The organism is Corynebacterium aurimucosum, assembly GCF_046895345.1.
Lineage (GTDB): Bacteria > Actinomycetota > Actinomycetes > Mycobacteriales > Mycobacteriaceae > Corynebacterium > Corynebacterium aurimucosum_G.
This window is the reverse complement of the sequence record NZ_CP160096.1, coordinates 2,030,152-2,047,109: the sequence shown is the minus strand read 5'-3', so window position 1 is coordinate 2,047,109 and position 16,958 is coordinate 2,030,152. Positions and strand designations below refer to the sequence as shown.

Annotated in this window: 10 protein-coding genes and 3 pseudogenes; 7 read left to right on the top strand and 6 right to left on the bottom strand. The window is 63.0% G+C overall.

The window, feature by feature from the left end:
- The first annotated feature begins 52 nt into the window (after positions 1 to 52).
- The 5 genes and pseudogenes from ABZS45_RS09655 to ABZS45_RS09635 all read left to right on the top strand — a co-directional run.
- Positions 53 to 775 carry a response regulator transcription factor gene (locus ABZS45_RS09655; protein WP_412099634.1) on the top strand — a complete coding sequence of 241 codons (723 nt, stop codon included), beginning with the start codon at positions 53 to 55 and terminating at the stop codon, positions 773 to 775.
- The gene (locus ABZS45_RS09650; protein ID WP_412099633.1) at positions 772 to 1,899 is read left to right on the top strand and encodes a sensor histidine kinase; all 1,128 of its coding nucleotides are present in this window, start codon (positions 772 to 774) and stop codon (positions 1,897 to 1,899) included. The genes ABZS45_RS09655 and ABZS45_RS09650 overlap by 4 nt, the downstream gene beginning before the upstream one ends.
- A gap of 114 nt (positions 1,900 to 2,013) precedes the next feature.
- Positions 2,014 to 2,340, top strand: coding sequence for a heavy-metal-associated domain-containing protein (locus ABZS45_RS09645; RefSeq protein ID WP_412099632.1), 327 nt, complete (start codon positions 2,014 to 2,016; stop codon positions 2,338 to 2,340).
- 51 nt (positions 2,341 to 2,391) lie between these two features.
- Positions 2,392 to 4,613 (top strand): annotated as a pseudogene (locus ABZS45_RS09640) (copper-translocating P-type ATPase).
- 27 nt (positions 4,614 to 4,640) lie between these two features.
- Positions 4,641 to 5,202: pseudogene (locus ABZS45_RS09635) on the top strand (DUF305 domain-containing protein); the annotation flags it as partial.
- 384 nt (positions 5,203 to 5,586) lie between these two features.
- Here ABZS45_RS09635 and ABZS45_RS09630 read toward each other — a convergent pair.
- The 5 genes and pseudogenes from ABZS45_RS09630 to leuA form a co-directional block, all read right to left on the bottom strand.
- Positions 5,587 to 6,366, bottom strand: coding sequence for a type 1 glutamine amidotransferase (locus ABZS45_RS09630; RefSeq protein ID WP_412099631.1), 780 nt, complete (start codon positions 6,364 to 6,366; stop codon positions 5,587 to 5,589).
- Entirely contained in the window at positions 6,359 to 7,648 is a 1,290-nt protein-coding gene (locus ABZS45_RS09625) for a MurT ligase domain-containing protein (protein WP_412099630.1), read from the bottom strand. The genes ABZS45_RS09630 and ABZS45_RS09625 overlap by 8 nt, the downstream gene beginning before the upstream one ends.
- Before the next feature lie 369 nt (positions 7,649 to 8,017).
- A pseudogene (locus ABZS45_RS09620) lies at positions 8,018 to 9,238 on the bottom strand (DNA polymerase III subunit epsilon); the annotation flags it as partial.
- A 99-nt stretch (positions 9,239 to 9,337) separates the two neighbouring features.
- The gene (locus tag ABZS45_RS09615) at positions 9,338 to 11,074 is read right to left on the bottom strand and encodes a hypothetical protein (RefSeq protein WP_412099629.1); all 1,737 of its coding nucleotides are present in this window, start codon (positions 11,072 to 11,074) and stop codon (positions 9,338 to 9,340) included.
- A gap of 278 nt (positions 11,075 to 11,352) precedes the next feature.
- Positions 11,353 to 13,167, bottom strand: coding sequence for a 2-isopropylmalate synthase (leuA, locus tag ABZS45_RS09610; protein ID WP_412099628.1), 1,815 nt, complete (start codon positions 13,165 to 13,167; stop codon positions 11,353 to 11,355).
- 289 nt (positions 13,168 to 13,456) lie between these two features.
- Here leuA and ABZS45_RS09605 point away from each other — a divergent pair, with 289 nt between their 5' ends.
- Positions 13,457 to 14,650 (top strand): mannosyltransferase family protein, encoded by a 1,194-nt coding sequence (locus tag ABZS45_RS09605; protein WP_412099627.1) that lies wholly within the window; start codon positions 13,457 to 13,459, stop codon positions 14,648 to 14,650.
- Between the two features lie 14 nt (positions 14,651 to 14,664).
- Here the strand turns inward: ABZS45_RS09605 and ABZS45_RS09600 are convergent, their stop codons facing one another.
- Positions 14,665 to 15,537 carry a DMT family transporter gene (locus ABZS45_RS09600; protein ID WP_412099626.1) on the bottom strand — a complete coding sequence of 291 codons (873 nt, stop codon included), beginning with the start codon at positions 15,535 to 15,537 and terminating at the stop codon, positions 14,665 to 14,667.
- A gap of 146 nt (positions 15,538 to 15,683) precedes the next feature.
- Between ABZS45_RS09600 and ABZS45_RS09595 the strand changes: the two genes are divergently transcribed.
- On the top strand, positions 15,684 to 16,949 hold the full coding sequence (locus ABZS45_RS09595; protein WP_412099625.1) for an aspartate kinase: 1,266 nt from the start codon (positions 15,684 to 15,686) through the stop codon (positions 16,947 to 16,949).
- Positions 16,950 to 16,958: the final 9 nt, after the last annotated feature.

The window sequence follows — 16,958 nt, the reverse complement described above, 5'->3', positions numbered from 1 at the left end:
GGGCACTGAGCGAGGATGGTATTCCCCCCTGGCCGGAGCGATACTGGGGTCTATGGCTGACCACACACCGACCACCGCCACGCCCCCGGGGCGGGTGCTGGTCGTCGATGATGAACAACCCCTGGCTCAGATGGTGGCCTCCTACCTTATCCGGGCCGGCTTCGATACTCGCCAGGCGCACACCGGCACTCAGGCCGTGGACGAGACCCGTCGCTTTTCCCCCGATGTTGTGGTGTTGGATCTGGGGCTGCCCGAACTCGACGGCCTGGAGGTGTGCCGACGCATCCGCACCTTCTCGGACTGCTACATCCTCATGCTCACCGCGCGTGGCAGCGAGGACGACAAGATCAGCGGTTTGACCCTGGGGGCGGATGACTACATCACCAAACCTTTTAGCATCCGGGAACTGGTGACCCGGGTGCATGCGGTGCTGCGCCGCCCGCGTACCAGCACCACCCCACCGCAGGTGACCACTCCCTTGATCGTTGGTGACCTCATCCTTGACCCCGTCGCCCATGAGGTACGGGTGGGGGAGACGACCGTGGAGCTCACCCGCACGGAGTTCGAGCTGCTGGTTGCCCTGGCCCTGCGCCCCGGCCAGGTGCTGACCCGCCACGACCTGGTCACCGAGGTCTGGGACACCACCTGGGTCGGTGATGAACGCATCGTCGATGTCCACATCGGAAACTTGCGTCGCAAGCTCGGCACCGACGCCCAGGGCCGGGGGTTTATCGACACCGTGCGTGGCGTGGGCTACCGGGTGGGGCAGCCATGAATCACCGACCCGGCCTGACCTTCCGCTTCCTGGCAGCACAGGTGTTGGTCGTGGTGATTAGCCTGCTGGTGGCCGCGGCCGTAGCTACGATGGTGGGCCCGACCCTCTTCCATGACCATATGTTGATGACCGGCCGAGAGGACCCCTCGCTGGAGCTGGTCCATGCCGAGCAGGCCTACCGGGGTGCCAACCTGATCACCCTGGCCGTCGCCCTGCCCACCGCCTTGATCAGCGCCCTGCTGGCCAGCCTATGGTTATCGCGTCGTCTGCGCACCCCCCTGCAGGATCTCACCCGCGCCGCTACCAGCCTGACGGCCGGCAACTCCCGTATCCGCGTACCCGCCGGAAAAGCAGGCCCCGAGGTCACCACCCTGGCGCATGCCTTCAACACCATGGCCGACCGGCTGGAACACACCGAACAGGTCCGCCGCCAGATGCTCTCTGATCTGGCCCACGAAATGGGCACCCCCTTATCGGTGCTCACGGTCTACCTCGATGGTCTCCAGGACGGGGTCGTGGAATGGAATAATGCCACCCACACGATCATGGCTGACCAACTCACCCGCCTGACCCGGTTGATGGAAGACATCGACGATGTCTCCCGGGCCCAGGAACACCGGATCGATTTGGACCTGGCGGAGGAAGGGCTCGGGGATCTGCTCCATACCGCCGCTGCTGCCGCGGGGGAAGCTTATGCTGACAAAGGCGTCGATTTGCAGGTCGAGACCATTACAGACACCGCCCGGGTGCTCGTGGACCGGCAACGCTTCGGCCAGGTGATGAGCAATCTCCTTTCGAACGCGCTACGGCACACCCCGGCCGGCGGGCAGGTCCGGATCAGCGTCCACCGACAGGGGGCGTCCACCGCGCTCATCCACGTCGCCGATGACGGCGAGGGTATCCCACCTGACCAGCTCGGACACATCTTCGAACGCTTCTACCGGGGGGATGCCGCCCGCAGCCGGGACGACGGCGGGGCCGGTATCGGTCTGACCATCTCCAAGGCATTGATCGAGGTCCACGGCGGCACTCTCACCGCCACCTCCCCCGGACCCGGTCGCGGAGCGGTGTTTGCCCTCCGACTCCCGCTGTCCCCTCCCGACAGTGAGGAGGCTGCTCGGTGACCACGCCCTGCCCCGCGTGAGTGCCGCGCCCTCCACCCATTGAAAATATACCCCAGGGGGGTATATGTTAGAGAGCGGCATCGCCGCACCCCACCGAACCGAAGGAGCTTTCCCATGATCACCTCCCCGCCCCGCCTCTTGCCGATGGCCTCCCACGGCTGCAGCTGTTGCGGACCTGCCTCACGTGCCGACACCGCCTCCATCCCTGCCGCCAGCGACTCGTCAGCAGGAGGGTCTTCCCCTAGTTACCAGGTCACCGGCCTGACCTGCGGGCACTGCGCGAAAAGCGTGACCCAGGCCCTTCAGGCTCTCCCCCAGGTTGACGACGTCCAGATTGATCTCGCTACTGGTGGTGTTTCCACCGTCACGGTCACCGGTGTCGTACCTACGGAGCTGGTTCGCCGGGCCATCGAGGAGGCCGGCTACACCGTCTTATCCTGATCAGTTTTACCCATCATCTCGACCCCGACCGGGTTGAGCGAAAGGAACGTCATGAGCACTCCCCACCATTCGGGTGATCACCCCGCTCCGGAAACAGACCACACCCACCACCCGGATCATGCCAGCAACGAACACCACGCAGATGCCGACACCCACGGCCAGGCGATGCCCCACGATCACCCGCACTCCGCCCTGGACGAAGACCACCACGTTCATGGTCACGGCGAACACGCCGGACACAGCACCGCAATGTTTCGGGACCGCTTCTGGTGGTCGCTGATTCTGTCCATTCCCGTCGCTATTTTCAGTCCCATGGTCGCCCACCTGCTCGGCTACCACCTCCAGGCATTCCCCGGATCCACCTGGATCCCCCCGGTGCTAGGCACGATCATCTTCGTCTACGGCGGAACGCCTTTCCTCAAGGGCGGATGGAAAGAACTGAAATCCCGCCAACCCGGGATGATGCTCCTGATCGCCATGGCCATCACCGTGGCGTTTGTCGCCTCCTGGGTCACCACTCTGGGGCTGGGCGGTTTTGACCTGGACTTCTGGTGGGAGCTGGCCCTGCTGGTGACCATCATGCTGCTGGGCCACTGGCTGGAGATGCGCGCTCTCGGGGCCGCGTCCTCCGCGCTTGACGCGCTGGCTGCCCTGCTGCCGGATGAGGCCGAGAAAGTCATCGACGGGACCACCCGCACCGTAGCCATCTCCGAGCTGGTCGTCGACGACGTCGTGCTGGTGAGGGCCGGTGCCCGGGTTCCGGCCGACGGAACCATCCTCGACGGAGCCGCCGAATTCGATGAGGCGATGATCACCGGCGAATCCCGTCCCGTCTTCCGCGACACCGGTGACAAGGTGGTCGCCGGTACCGTGGCCACCGACAACACCGTCCGCATCCGGGTGGAGGCTACCGGCGGGGACACCGCCCTGGCCGGGATCCAACGTATGGTTGCCGACGCCCAGGAGTCCTCCTCCCGGGCCCAGGCCCTGGCGGATCGGGCGGCGGCGTTGTTGTTCTGGTTCGCGCTGATCTCCGCTCTGATCACCGCGGTGGTGTGGACCATCATCGGCAGCCCGGACGATGTCGTGGTGCGCACGGTCACGGTGCTGGTCATCGCCTGTCCGCACGCCCTGGGCCTGGCGATTCCGCTGGTCATTGCGATCTCCAGCGAGCGGGCCGCGAAATCCGGGGTGCTCATCAAGGACCGGATGGCGCTCGAGCGGATGCGCACCATCGACGTGGTGCTCTTCGACAAAACCGGCACCCTGACCGAGGGTGCGCACGCGGTCACCGGTGTCGCGGCAGCTGTCGGCGTCACCGAGGGCGAGCTGCTGGCCCTGGCCGCCGCCGCGGAGGCCGACAGCGAGCACCCCGTGGCCCGCGCCATCGTGGCAGCCGCGGCCGCCCATCCCGAGGCCTCCCGTCGGCAAATGCGTGCAACTGGTTTCAGCGCCGCCTCCGGCCGGGGGTCCGGGCCACTGTCGATGGCGCTGAGATCCTCGTGGGCGGGCCGAACATGCTGCGCGAGTTCAACCTCACCACCCCGGCCGAGCTCACCGACACCACCAGCGCCTGGACCAGGCGTGGGGCCGGTGTGCTCCATATTGTCCGCGACGGTCAGATCATCGGTGCGGTGGCCGTCGAGGACAAGATCTGCCCCGAATCCCGCGCCGCCGTGAAAGCCCTGCAGGACCGCGGGGTAAAGGTCGCGATGATCACCGGCGACGCCCAGCAGGTGGCCCACGCCGTCGGTCAGGACTTAGGCATTGATGAGGTCTTCGCCGAGGTCCTGCCCCAAGACAAAGACACCAAGGTCACGCAGCTGCAGGACCGGGGTTTGAGCGTGGCCATGGTCGGTGACGGTGTTAATGACGCCCCTGCTCTGACCCGCGCGGAGGTCGGTATCGCCATCGGTGCCGGCACGGATGTGGCCGTGGAATCTGCCGGGGTCGTTCTAGCCAGTGATGACCCGCGGGCAGTGCTGTCGATGATTGAGCTGTCCCAGGCCAGCTACCGCAAGATGATCCAGAACCTGATCTGGGCCTCTGGCTACAACATCCTCGCCGTGCCGTTGGCCGCCGGAGTGCTCGCCTCGATCGGGTTCGTGCTGTCCCCGGCCGTGGGCGCGATCTTGATGTCTGCCTCGACCATCGTGGTGGCCCTGAACGCCCAGCTGTTGCGCCGCATTGATCTGGATCCGGCTCACCTGGCTCCGGCCGAGTCGAAGGAAGAACACACCACGCCTACTCCGGCATCCACCGCCGTCCACTGATCCACCACTTCTCTCCACTGCCCCCATATGGCCCTGAAAGGCTCCACCACGAAGCGCACCCTTGTTCTTTCCGCTCTCGCCGTAGCCTCCACCCTGGCGCTGGCCGCCTGCGGTGAGGCCACCGAGTCAGGCAACACCGACGCCACCACCTCGGCCACCAGCACTACGACGACTACCGCTGAGACGACCGAGACCACCAAGGCGACAACTGAGGCGGACGGGGAGATCTCCGCCGATCACAACGACGCGGACATCATGTTTGCCCAGATGATGATCCCCCATCACCAGCGGGCCGTGGAGATGAGTGAGATGCTCCTGGCCAAGGAGGGTATCCCCGCCCAGGTCGTGGAGTTTGCCCAGAGGTTTATTGACGCCCAGGGACCGGAGATTGACCGGATGAACGCCATGCTCGAGGCCTGGGGCCAGCAGCCGGTCACCGACTCCGGGGGCATGGGGACCATGGACGAGATGGGTGGAATAGATCACGGGGAAATGGGTGGCATGAGCGGGGATGATGAGCCAGGAGGACATGACAGCCTTTGAGGAAGCCCTGGGCACCGAGGCTGCCCGCCTCTACCTGGAGCAGATGCTCACTGACCTATGACAGCTCCCCGTCTTTTTCTGATCTCGAGGGCAGGAATCTGAAAAAGAGAGATAACCGTGACGATTGCCACCTGCTGCGGGCGATGGGTCGTTGTCACCGCAGCGGGGGACGTCGAGGGGATCTACCCTCGGTCCCGACGGGCCTTGTGGACCTAGGTCTTCAGCGTGCCGCGGGTGATCCCGAGGTCTTCCGAGATCGAGGAATACGAGGCTCCCTCGGTGGTCTCGTAGAGCCGGATCGCGTCGGCTTTGAATTCATCGGAGTAAGTGTTTTTCGGTATAGTGTCTTTGCTTTCTTCGGTCCAGTCTGGACCAGTTCCAGCGTGTCCACTAAACGGGGGTCAGGCCCGGTAGTTACTTCTATTGATATCTAGCGCTGCGAGCGCGGCGGCTCCGAGGCGTTAAAGCGCTCGGTGCGCAGCTGATTAATGGCTGGGATGTCCAAAGGCTCGAGTTCGCTGAGTGCGACTCCCATGGCCTTGGCCAGCAGCAGGTCCGCCAGCTGCGGGTTGCGCGCCAAGACGGGGCCGTGCATGTAGGTGGCGATGACGCTGCCCTGCACCGCGCCCTCGGCACCGCGCTGGACGGTCCTGTCAGAGAGGTCCAGAATGGCGGCGGTATCCGCATTGCCGGTTCCACGCGTGAGGGTTCCCAGCGGTTGGGCGGCAGGCCCCAGGATGGTTGCACCCATGTGGTTCTCAAAACCGGTGAGCGGCTCGGTGAGCTCAGCGGTGATGCCGGCCTTGGTGGGTTCGGTGGCTACCTCACCGATAGCGCGCTCGGTCATGGAAGCCGTGGTGGCGTCGATAAGCCCCACGCCATCCACCACGCGGCCGGACGCACGGAAGGACTCGCCGAGCACCTGTAGGCCTGCGCAAATCGCCAGAATCGGGCGACCAGCGGAGGCAGCGCGGGTGAGGCCACCGTCAGCGATGAGGTGCTCCGCGGCGAGAATCTGCGCGGTGTCCTCGCCGCCGCCCAGGGTGTAGACGTCGAGAGAATCCGGCACTGGCTCACCCAGCTTGATGGGCACAATCTCTGCCTCGTGGCCGCGCATGCGGGCGCGCTGGCGCAGGACCAGGGCGTTGCCGTCATCTCCGTAGGTGCCCAGGATGTCGGGGAGGATGAGGCCAATCTGCAGGCTAGTCATTCGAGTGCTCCTTTGCTGCTGCGGCGGTGAGGGCCTTCTTCAGATCACGGAAGGCGGTGTAGTTGGCCAAGACCTCGATGCGGCCTTCCGGGCAGGATTGAATAGCGGCGAGGGGGTCTGCGATGAGCTCGTGCGAGATATCTGCATAGACCAAACGCACTGCGAGGTCGGTGCCGCGCTCACCCGTTGCCTTGACGGGAATACCTTCGAAGTCTTCGAAGCGCACGTCCCACAGCCAGGACATATCAATACCGTCGGCGACGTGGCCATTGGCGGCGATGACCAAGCCATCTGCCTCTCGGTCCACCATGGACAGCGCCTCCTGCCAGCCGGCCGGGTTCTTGGCCAGCAGCAGGCGGATGGTGCGGTTTCCTAGCGTGATGGTGGAGTAGCGTCCGGCCACATCATCGACGCCTTCCGCAGCGGCAATGGCCTTGTGGCGGTCCACGCCGAAAGCTTCGACCGCGGCGGCGACGGCTTGGGCAGCATTGCCGCGGTTCGCGCGGCCTGGGAGGGAAAGGCGCAGCTTATCGACGCCCTCCGGGCTCACCAGCCCGTCCTCCGTCACTGCCCAGGTGGGGGTGGGGCGGCGGAATTCGCGGCCGTCGGCAAGCGGCTTGACCGCGTGCCAGTCCTCGCCCTCGCGCACGATGTGGCCCCCGGTGCGTGGACAAGTGACGGATTCGCCCATCCAGCCAGCACCCGCGGAAACCCAGATGACATTCTTCGCGTCATAGGCTACGGAGGTCATAAGGACGTCATCGCAGTTGGCGATGACGAGCATGTCCGGGTGGGCCTCGACGGCGCCGCGCAAGGCGCGCTCAATCTTGTTGATCTCACCCACGCGGTCCAGCTGGTCGCGGGAAAGGTTCAGCAGCACCAGCGCGGTGGGGTTGAGATTATCCGCGACGTGGGGAACGTGAAGCTCGTCTACCTCAAGGACTAGATGGCTCGCATCTTTGCCGGCCAAGAGCGCGGAGATGATTCCCGCATCCATGTTGTCGCCGCCATCGTTGGTGGCCACGGTGTGTTCGGCGCGCACTGCGGCGGCCAGCATGCGCGTGGTCGTGGACTTGCCGTTGGTTCCGGTGACCAGGACAGCCGGGCGCTGCTTGGCCAAGTTCTGCATGATGGTGGGGTCGATGGCATTGGCGATGAGTCCGCCAATCATGCCGCCCGCGCCGCGGCCCGTGGCGCGCGAGGCGGTGGTGGCCAGCGCCGCAGCGGTGGTAGCGACCGCAGTGCGCGCAGAAGAAAACGCGCTTCGGAAGTTAAAATTCATGTTCCCCAGAGTAGTCGGGGGACCTTAGCTATCGGTGTTGTGTGAGCGGTTGTGTCCCGAGTTTTGCTGCTTCTGGTGGTTGCCGCTACCGCGGCGGCCACGTCCACCGCGCCGGCGACGGCGGCGACCTTTATTGCCGCCCCGGTTCCGGTTGTTCGAGTCGGAGTCCGACTGGGTGGGCTTGTCACTCGCAGATCCGTCGGACGAAGAGCCCTGGTGCTTCTTCTGCGTGTGTCCCTGCTTGGCAGAGTGCTGAGTACCGGAGGACTTGCGGCGCGAGCGGCGGCGGTTCTTGTTCGTGGAACGATTGCGGTTGGATTGTCCGCTGCTGTGGCGTCCGCCCGAGTTACCCGTTGACTTAGACCCGGATTCTTCCGCTGGCTCCGTGGGTTCCTCGATGCGTTCGAGAGCGGCAAGGAAGGCAACGTCGGACATCAGGGGGATGTCCTTGCGGTGAGCGTGCATGGGCTTGCCCACGAGGTTGGTGGTGATGTTGCAGACCACCAGGGACGTTTCTCGGGTGAGCTTTTCAGAGTAGTTGAGCTCCTCCCGGGCTAGGGCGGCGATGATGGTATCGGGGTCCTCGGTGATTTCCGGGGCCACGACGATCTCCATGCCGCGGATGAGCTCCTTGCCGGGCACATACGCGCCGGGGTTGTGATGCTGGCGGGGCGCTTCAGCAGCGTCGACGCGGACGTGGGAACGCTGCAGCCCAAAACGGTCCGCTCGCAGATCATCCGGTGCTGCGCTGCTCAGTGGGCCTGAAGCTTGCGCGAGATAAAGATCCACAAGCAGGCGGGTTGTTTCGCGGGAGGTCTCCTTCTCCGGCTTCTGCGCACGTTCGACGCTGGCCGTGGGGTCAGGCGCGGGAAGGCCGGTATCCCGCGCGACGGCCGCTAGGCGGATATCGGTGCTCCACACGCTTTGGCGGCGAGCGGTGGCAAGCGTATCCACGATGGTTACTGGGGTGGGAACGTGTCCCACCTTGAAGCGACGGCGCCGGCCTTTGCCGCGGTTGCGATTGCGCGCACGGTTTTGACGAGCGGCGGCAGTCATCGCGCGGCGCGCCTCGGCGACGATGAAACCCCAGGTGTAGGGGGCGTCGTGGACGATGAGCGTGCGGCCATCGATGAGCCGATCCAGCGGCTTGAGCAACATGGAAAAGGACTGACCCGCCTGGATTTCCTCAGCACTCAATCCGTGCAGGTGCCGGGGGCCAGGATCTTCGCCGGGATTGAGGACGGCGTGGAACTCTTGGCCGGTTTCTCCGGCGTCGTTGAAGGTGAGGGCATCCACGGTGAGCAGCCTCCCGGTGGTCGGGTGGATGCCGGTGGTTTGGATGGTTAGCGCCACATAGGGGAAGGCGGCGCGGGCTTCCTCGCGAGCAGATGCCTTGTCCTTGCGGTCGCCCTTATGCGTCGAGGCAGCTTTGTGCTCTATGCTGATCCGTTCTGCGTCAACCTGCTTTGCAGCAACCTGGTGCGGGCGGGGCCCCGGCTTAGGGGCGCTGGCGGTTGGTGACGCCGCGGCCGGCGTCCCTGCTGCGCTAGGCTGCGCGGCAAGCTTGGAAGGGCCGGGTGTCGTAGTCATTGTTCACAGTTTAGTACCCAACAGCGAGGAAGCTGGAAAGGGCACACGTGAAGCAGCTGCAACCGCCTAAATGCAGCGAGGAAGCGCTATGTGTGGAGGCTAGCCGTATTCGATGATGACGATGACCCAGTCGTCGCGGTCGTAAGGAGGCTCGGGAGTTGGCTCTGGATTATAGATGTTCCTAGGTGTGGGGGGTGCAGGCGATTGTATGGTTCTCGTCGTAGTCGGCGTTGCAGTGATCGTCACAGGGGAGTCTTCGCCTAGGGCCGAACGATCCCGGCCCACCTGAGTAGTGGTGGTCGTGGAAGGGGCAGGTTGAGCCGAGGTCTTTGGCGTCGATATCACTGAAGTTAACGCCGTGGTTGGCTCAGCCGGAGGCATACTATAAGGCACCCGGCTAGGTGCCGTCGTTGGGGCTGGCGCGGAGCTAGGTATGACTGTGGTGGTTGTGGGGTGTTCGTGGCGCAGACGTGCTGTGCCTGATGTCGTCGGTTCTGCTTCCGGCGTCGCGTCAATCAGGTGAGAACTGCCTGGGGAGGAAGTGGCTCCTTCAGATGTTGCGAGCTCTACCTTTTGAACGGGCTCTGTCACATCTGTCGGTTCAGATGGCGCTGCTGCCTTTGCTGGATGTGAGAAAGTGGTTCGTTTTGGTGACCGCAGTTCGGATGGATGACTCAGGCTTTCGCGCCGGGTGGCTGTGGCTGAAGATTCGGCTACCTCTGCACCGGTGAAAAGCACGCTGTTAGTTTCCGTACTTTTGGCCGGACCGGGGGTTTGCAGCGAGGTGATGTACCCCTCTAATGCTGAGCCGGTGACGTGTTCATTGTTGGCATCAGGTGAGTACAGCGAGGATACGAAGGTAGTGGTGCCACCGATGATCGCCGTGACACCCGCAGCACAGGCTAGCTTGAGTCCTGTGCTAGCTACGCTGATCTGAGTTCCGGCTGTCGCAGCAGCCCCAGCAGAATTAAGAGAGAGGGCTTGTGCGCCCTTTGCAGTAGCGGAACCTGTGGCTTGCGCGGCTCCCGTAGCTTGAATACCGCTGACAGGTGCTATTGCTGCGTGTGCTTTGTTGGCACCTGCAGCCGTCGCGGCAACCGCTCCTGTGGCAGCGGCGATGACACTCGCGGTCCCGACCGCGAAATTAGTGTTTGGTGTTCCTTCTTCGGTGTAGACAGTAAGCGCCGGGGACTCGGCATCCGGGGTGAAATAGGCACGGGCGATTGCGATAAGGCCCTCGTGCTTGAATCCTGCGATGGTATCGCTCAAGTGCGTTGCCTGATCGCGCGGAATGGTGGCGAGGAGTTCGTCATCCAAGTGGACCTCGATGGCGCGGCGAAATAGACGCCGACTGTTGGACAAACGCACGAGGAGTTGAGCTGGGTGTTTCGGCAAGGCACACGTGGTTGTCGAAAACTCAGTGATGTGCAGAGCGCGGTCACCGTTGAGCATGCCCCAGCGTTGCGCTGGAGGGATATTGTGGGGGACGCACAGGCCTGGCTCAGGAAGGAGAACCACGAATTCCGGGATGGTTTCCTCCGCGGTATCTTCGCGAAGTACGATTTCTGCGGTGGCTTGTGGGGTTAATCCCGCGCCAATGATCGAGTCCAGTTCCGTATATTCGGCGGATTGAGCGGGGGGGATGATGCCGACGATGTCTTCGCCGTATCGGACGCGGAAGCCGGATTTCGAGTGACCACACAGGGTGACGTCAAGGCGATCATTTTCTGCTAAGGACAGGAGCTGCAGGAACGTCTCCGGATCAACAGCGTTAACCATAAGACGCCGAGATATGCCAAACCCACTGTGGGGGATCACGTAATTAGTGACCGTCATAGTATTCGCCTTTGCTGGTCAAGCCGCGGCAAATGCGCACGATTGGAAACCGTGAGCCGTGGGGAGTGTTGAGTCTCAGTCTATGTTCCTTGTTTAATCGCAAAAGGTTCTTAAGACCTTTTGCATCAATGTAGTACGCGCTCATTATATAACTTGGCCTACATCAGGGCATATTCAGCGCAGTGTCGTGTTCAGCGGCGCCGAAAAAGTTGCATTCAAGACTGTCGCTAGGTGGAGGACGGGGTGGATAGGTCGAGTTCCCCCGTCCTGGTAGCGGTTTAGTCTGCGCGGTTGACCGCAGAAGTAATCGCGTTGATGGACGCGCGCGTGGTGGAGCCGGCGATTCCGGCGCCCCAAACCTGGGCGCCGTTGACTTCGGCGGCAATGTAGCAGGCTGCCTCCGCATCGTCACCTGCTGTGCGGGACTGCTGGGAGTAGTCGATGACCTCGAAGTCAATTCCGACATCCTCCAGGGCGTTGGCGTAGGCGGCGATGGGGCCGTTGCCGATGCCAGAGACGACGCGTTTCTCGCCATTGAAGACGATGGTTGCGGTTACCTTAGCGTCCTCACCCTCCGTGGTGGAGTTATCCACCTGGAAGGAGACCAGCTCCAGCGGGGAGGTGCGCTCCAGGAATTCATTGGCAAAGATGTCCCACATGTTCTTGGAGTTGACCTCGCCACCCTCGGCGTCGGTCACCGCTTGGACGACAGATGAGAACTCCGCCTGCATGGCGCGTGGCATGTTGATGCCGTGATCGGTCTTCATGATGTAAGCAACGCCGCCCTTGCCGGACTGCGAGTTGACGCGAATGACCGCCTGGTAATCGCGGCCGACATCCTTCGGGTCGATGGGAAGGTAGGGGACCTCCCAGGTAGTTTCCTGCAGTTCTTCCCACGAGACCTCGGTGTTGTTCGCGCCGGGGTGCACCTCTTGTGCCAATGCGTCCAGGCCCTTGTTGATGGCGTCCTGGTGCGAGCCGGAGAAGGCCGTAAATACCAGTTCGCCGCCGTAGGGGTGGCGCTCCGGAACGCGCAGCTGGTTGCAGTACTCCACCGTCTCACGAATCTTGGGCAGATCGCAGAAGTCGATCTGCGGATCCACTCCCTGGGTCAGCATGTTGAGTCCCAGGGTAACAATGTCCACGTTGCCGGTGCGCTCACCGTTGCCAAACAGGCAGCCTTCGATGCGGTCTGCACCGGCCATGTAGCCCAGCTCGGCGGCGGCGATTCCCTCGCCGCGGTCATTGTGCGGGTGCAGGGACATGATGATGGAGTCCCGCTTCGCAAAATTGCGGTGCATCCACTCGATCTGGTCGGCGTAGACGTTGGGGCTGATCATCTCCACCGTGGAGGGCAGGTTGATGATCATGGGGTTCTCTGGGGTGGCCTCCATGATGTCTACTACGGCATCGCAGACCTCAACAGCAAAGTCCAGCTCGGTTCCCGTGAAGGATTCCGGCGAGTACTCCCAGCGCCAGTTGGTGTCCGGGTAATCCTTGGCAATGCTCTTGATGAGCTCCGCGGCGTCCGTCGCCAGCTTCTTAATGGCTGGGCGGTCCTTGCGGAATACGACGCGGCGCTGCAGCTTCGATGTGGAGTTGTAGAAGTGCACGATGACGTTCTTGGCGCCCTGGCACGCTTCAAAAGTGCGACGGATCAGGTGCTCGCGGGCCTGGACCAGGACCTGGATGGTGACGTCATCCGGGATCTTATTGCCCTCGATGATTTCGCGAACGAAGTCGAAATCCGTCTGGGAGGCGGACGGGAATCCTACCTCAATCTCCTTGTAGCCCATCTTGACCAGCAGGTCGAACATGCGGTGCTTGCGCTCAGGGCTCATTGGGTCGATGAGAGCCTGGTTGCCGTCGCGCAGGTCTACGGCGCACCACTGCGGTGCCACGGTGATTTTCTTGTCTGGCCACGTGCGGTCAGGCAGCGAGACCGGTTCTACCTCTTCCGCGAAGCTCTGGTAGCGGTTTACCGGCATCGAGGAACCGCGCTGCTTGTTCCACGCGGGCTGGTTGTCGTTGCGCGGGCCAGCCGGGGTGGTGATTTCGCGGGGAGCGGAGATGAAAGAATCGTTGGGGGACATGGTGGTTGTTCTCTTCCTTGTCTGGGGCCAAAGGCGTTTTACTGTGCTGCGCTATTTATGGTGCGCAGCTTCGGCGTGAATCGTGGGGGCGGCCAGCTGCGGTGTGGTGGCATCACCGCGCTCCGCGGCGGGGCGCTGGCCGTGAAGCTAGAAACCTAAAACCCGCCGCGGCTACTAAGGAGGAGAGTGTGCCGCAAAGTCATGTGAGCCACAATACAGCGCTTCTCATTCTATGGCAACTGATTTCATATATTGGGATGCGTGATGTGGGTGGCTAGGATGTTGTGGCGTGCATGAAGAAAACTCCACGAAGACTACTCAGGATCCGGGGGACGAGCTCACGGCGGATAGCGGGCGCGCGTCAGACGCCTCCCCTGCTGGCACGCATAGGGCGCTTTCACTGGTGCCGCTTGCCACGTTGGTCGCGGTTGTTGGAACCGCGGTGCGCATTGCCGTTCTGAACGTCATCGCCGCTGTCAATGACCAGGAACTGTGGGATCGGCTCACGTCTTGGGATTCCAAGTACTACCTGGAGATTGCTCGAGTGGGATATTTTGACGCGGATATCCACACTGATGGCCCAGTCTATGAGACGACAATGGCCTTCTTCCCAGGCTTTCCCATGCTGTTGCGGGTCCTGGGGTGGACCGGGATCAGCCTCGAGGTAGCCGCGCTCATCGTTAACACCCTCCTCACCGTGGCCATGGCCGCCGGCGTTATGGTTTTGGCGCAGCGCTTGGGCGCGGGGCGCCGTGGGCAATGTGCCGCTGCCATCGTGGTGAGCAGCGCTCCGATGTCCATCGTGTTCTCGATGCCTTATACCGAAGCCCTCTTCGGGGCCCTCGTGGTGTGGGGACTCGTCGCGCTGGATGATCGCGCCTGGTGGCGCGCGGCGGCGTTCGGCTTTGCCTTATCGTTTGTGCGGCTGACCTCCGTGGATTTCCTCGCTGTCTTTGCCTTGTGGGTGCTCGTCTATGGGCGGCGCTCGTGGCAGGCGTGGCTCAGCCTCATCGTGGCGGCGCTTCCGCTGCCAGCGTATTTTTTGTGGACGCAGCGCTACCTCGCAGAGGCCGGCGGCTACTTCGGCATCCAGACCAAGCACTGGCATTCCACTTTCGACTGGGGTGCTGCCACCGTACGGTTCGTGTGGGAAGTCCTGACAGAGAAGAACGACGTGGGCTACCTGCTTAGTGTTCTGGTGATCCTAGGCGTCCCCGTGCTGCTGGTGGCGGCGTGGGGGAGGCTGAATCCCGTGGCGTGGTGGTTTAGCGCCGCGCTCTGTGCGAATGTGCTGCTTTCCGACGGCATCATGCACTCGCGCCCGCGCCTCCTCCTGCCCGCGATCATCTTGGCGCTCCCGTGGGCCGTGCGCGCGGCTGAGGCGCTGCGGCCCCGTGAGCTCTGGCTCGCGTGTAGCGCTTGGGTCCTGTGGTCGGCGTGGTTCTCCGCTTATATGCTGGTGGTCTTTGAGTGGGCCATCTAGCGCGGAAGCTAGTCCTAGCGCGGGCTTTGCTCCGCGCGCTGAGCACTTCCCGGGTTGACCGGCACACGGGATAGGACGATTGTGGCAACGATCATGATGATGAGTGAAGCGCCCATCACGCACCACCCCGCAACGCTCTCGACCTGAAATTTTTCACCCAGGACCCAGTAGCCCAAGCCGAAAGCCACGATGGGCTCCATGATGGTCATGGCGGGAAGGGAGTGCGCCAAGGCACCGGCGTGGAAGGAATACTGCTGAATGACCGTGCCGGCAGCCGCCAGTCCGATGAGTGCGTATAGCTCCCAACTGGCTAGCAATGCTGCGATGCATTGGTGGGAGAGGACGTCAACCACCGCTTTTGCTACGAGTGCCACGTAGCCGTAGAGGATGCCGCAGGCGGCACCGAGCGCTAGCGCGGATTCCTCCGGCCGGTTATAGGCCGCCACGAAGAGCGCGGTGAGTGTCAGCGCGCCGAGGGCGAAGGCGGGCCACCACTGGGACCAGGTGGGCGTCGTCAAGCCTGCGGTGGGGCGCCCGTAGACCACCATAACGCTCACCGCGATGGTCAGCGTCAGGCACCAGAAGACCTCCCGCGGCGGCATCGGCCGGCGGGAATACCACGCAGCAAGCGGCAGCGTGAACATGAGGGATAGGACAAGGATGGGCTGCACGATGAGCAGGGTGCCGAAGTGGAGCGCGATGAGCTGCAAAGCATAAGCGACAACGGCGGCACCGGTGCCAACCCACCACAGGGGCGTGCGAATTGCAGTGCGTATGACGCTGCGGGAGCTGGCGTCCAATACGATGCGGTGGCGTATGACAGTTCCCCAGGCCACGACTAGTGCCGAGGCCAGTGCAAACGCAACGGCGACCAGGTTTGAAAGCATCGTTTCTACCTTACCTGGAATTAATACCCAGTACGTGTTTCGATGGTAGCCAAAGGGCGGTAGGCTAAAGAAGTTGACTGCCGGTCTATAGGTATTGGGCGGTGAACAGATATTGGCCCTCACAAACAGGAAAGGTGGGACCATCAGTGGCCCTAGTCGTACAGAAATACGGGGGATCCTCCCTCGAAAGCGCAGAGCGCATTCGCGCGGTGGCGGAGCGCATTGTGGCGACGAAGAAACAGGGCAACGACGTGGTTGTCGTGTGCTCCGCCATGGGGGATACCACCGATGAGCTCCTAGACCTCGCCGCCCAGGTTAACCCCGTCCCGCCGCAGCGCGAGATGGACATGTTGCTGACCGCTGGCGAGCGCATCTCCAACGCACTCGTTGCCATGGCTGTGGAGTCCCTTGGCGCCAAGGCTCAGTCCTTCACCGGTTCCCAGGCCGGCGTGCTCACCACCGAGCGCCACGGAAACGCCCGCATCGTCGACGTCACCCCGGGCCGTCTAACCGAAGCCTTGGAGAAGGGCCGCATCTGCATCGTTGCGGGTTTCCAGGGCGTGAACAAGGAATCGCGTGATGTGACCACCCTCGGCCGCGGCGGCTCGGACACCACCGCAGTGGCGCTGGCGGCAGCGCTCAAAGCCGATGTGTGTGAGATTTACTCCGATGTCGATGGCGTCTACACCGCCGACCCCCGCATTGTCCATAACGCCAAGAAACTCGACCAGCTGTCCTTCGAGGAAATGCTGGAGATGGCAGCTGTGGGCTCCAAGATTCTGGTCCTGCGCAGCGTCGAGTACGCCCGCGCGTTCAACGTTCCCCTTCGAGTTCGCTCGTCTTATTCAACCGACCCCGGCACGCTGATTGCCGGATCAATGGAGGATATCCCCGTGGAAGAAGCAGTACTTACCGGTATCGCCACCGACCGTTCCGAGGCCAAGGTCACCGTTTTGGGCATTCCGGACCGCCCCGGCGAGGCAGCCAAGGTCTTCCGTGCCATCGCGGACGCTGAGATCAACATTGACATGGTGCTGCAAAACGTGTCCTCCCTGGACTCCGGCACCACCGACATCACCTTCACCTGCCCGCGCTCGGACGGCCCGAAGGCAATGGAGATCCTGGCCAAGCTCAAGGAGGAGGGGCACTGGGCCAACGTGCTGTACGACGACCAAGTGGGCAAGGTCTCTCTCGTTGGTGCCGGCATGAAGTCCCACCCGGGTGTCACCGCCGACTTCACGGAAGCATTGCGTGATGCTGGGGTCAACATGGAGCTCATCTCCACCTCCGAGATCCGTATTTCCGTGCTGACCCGCGAGGCCGATCTCGAAAAGGCCGCCATTGCTTTGCACGAGAAATTCCAGCTGGGTGGCGAGGAAGAGGCCACCGTTTATGCTGGTACCGGACGCTAAAATCTAAGG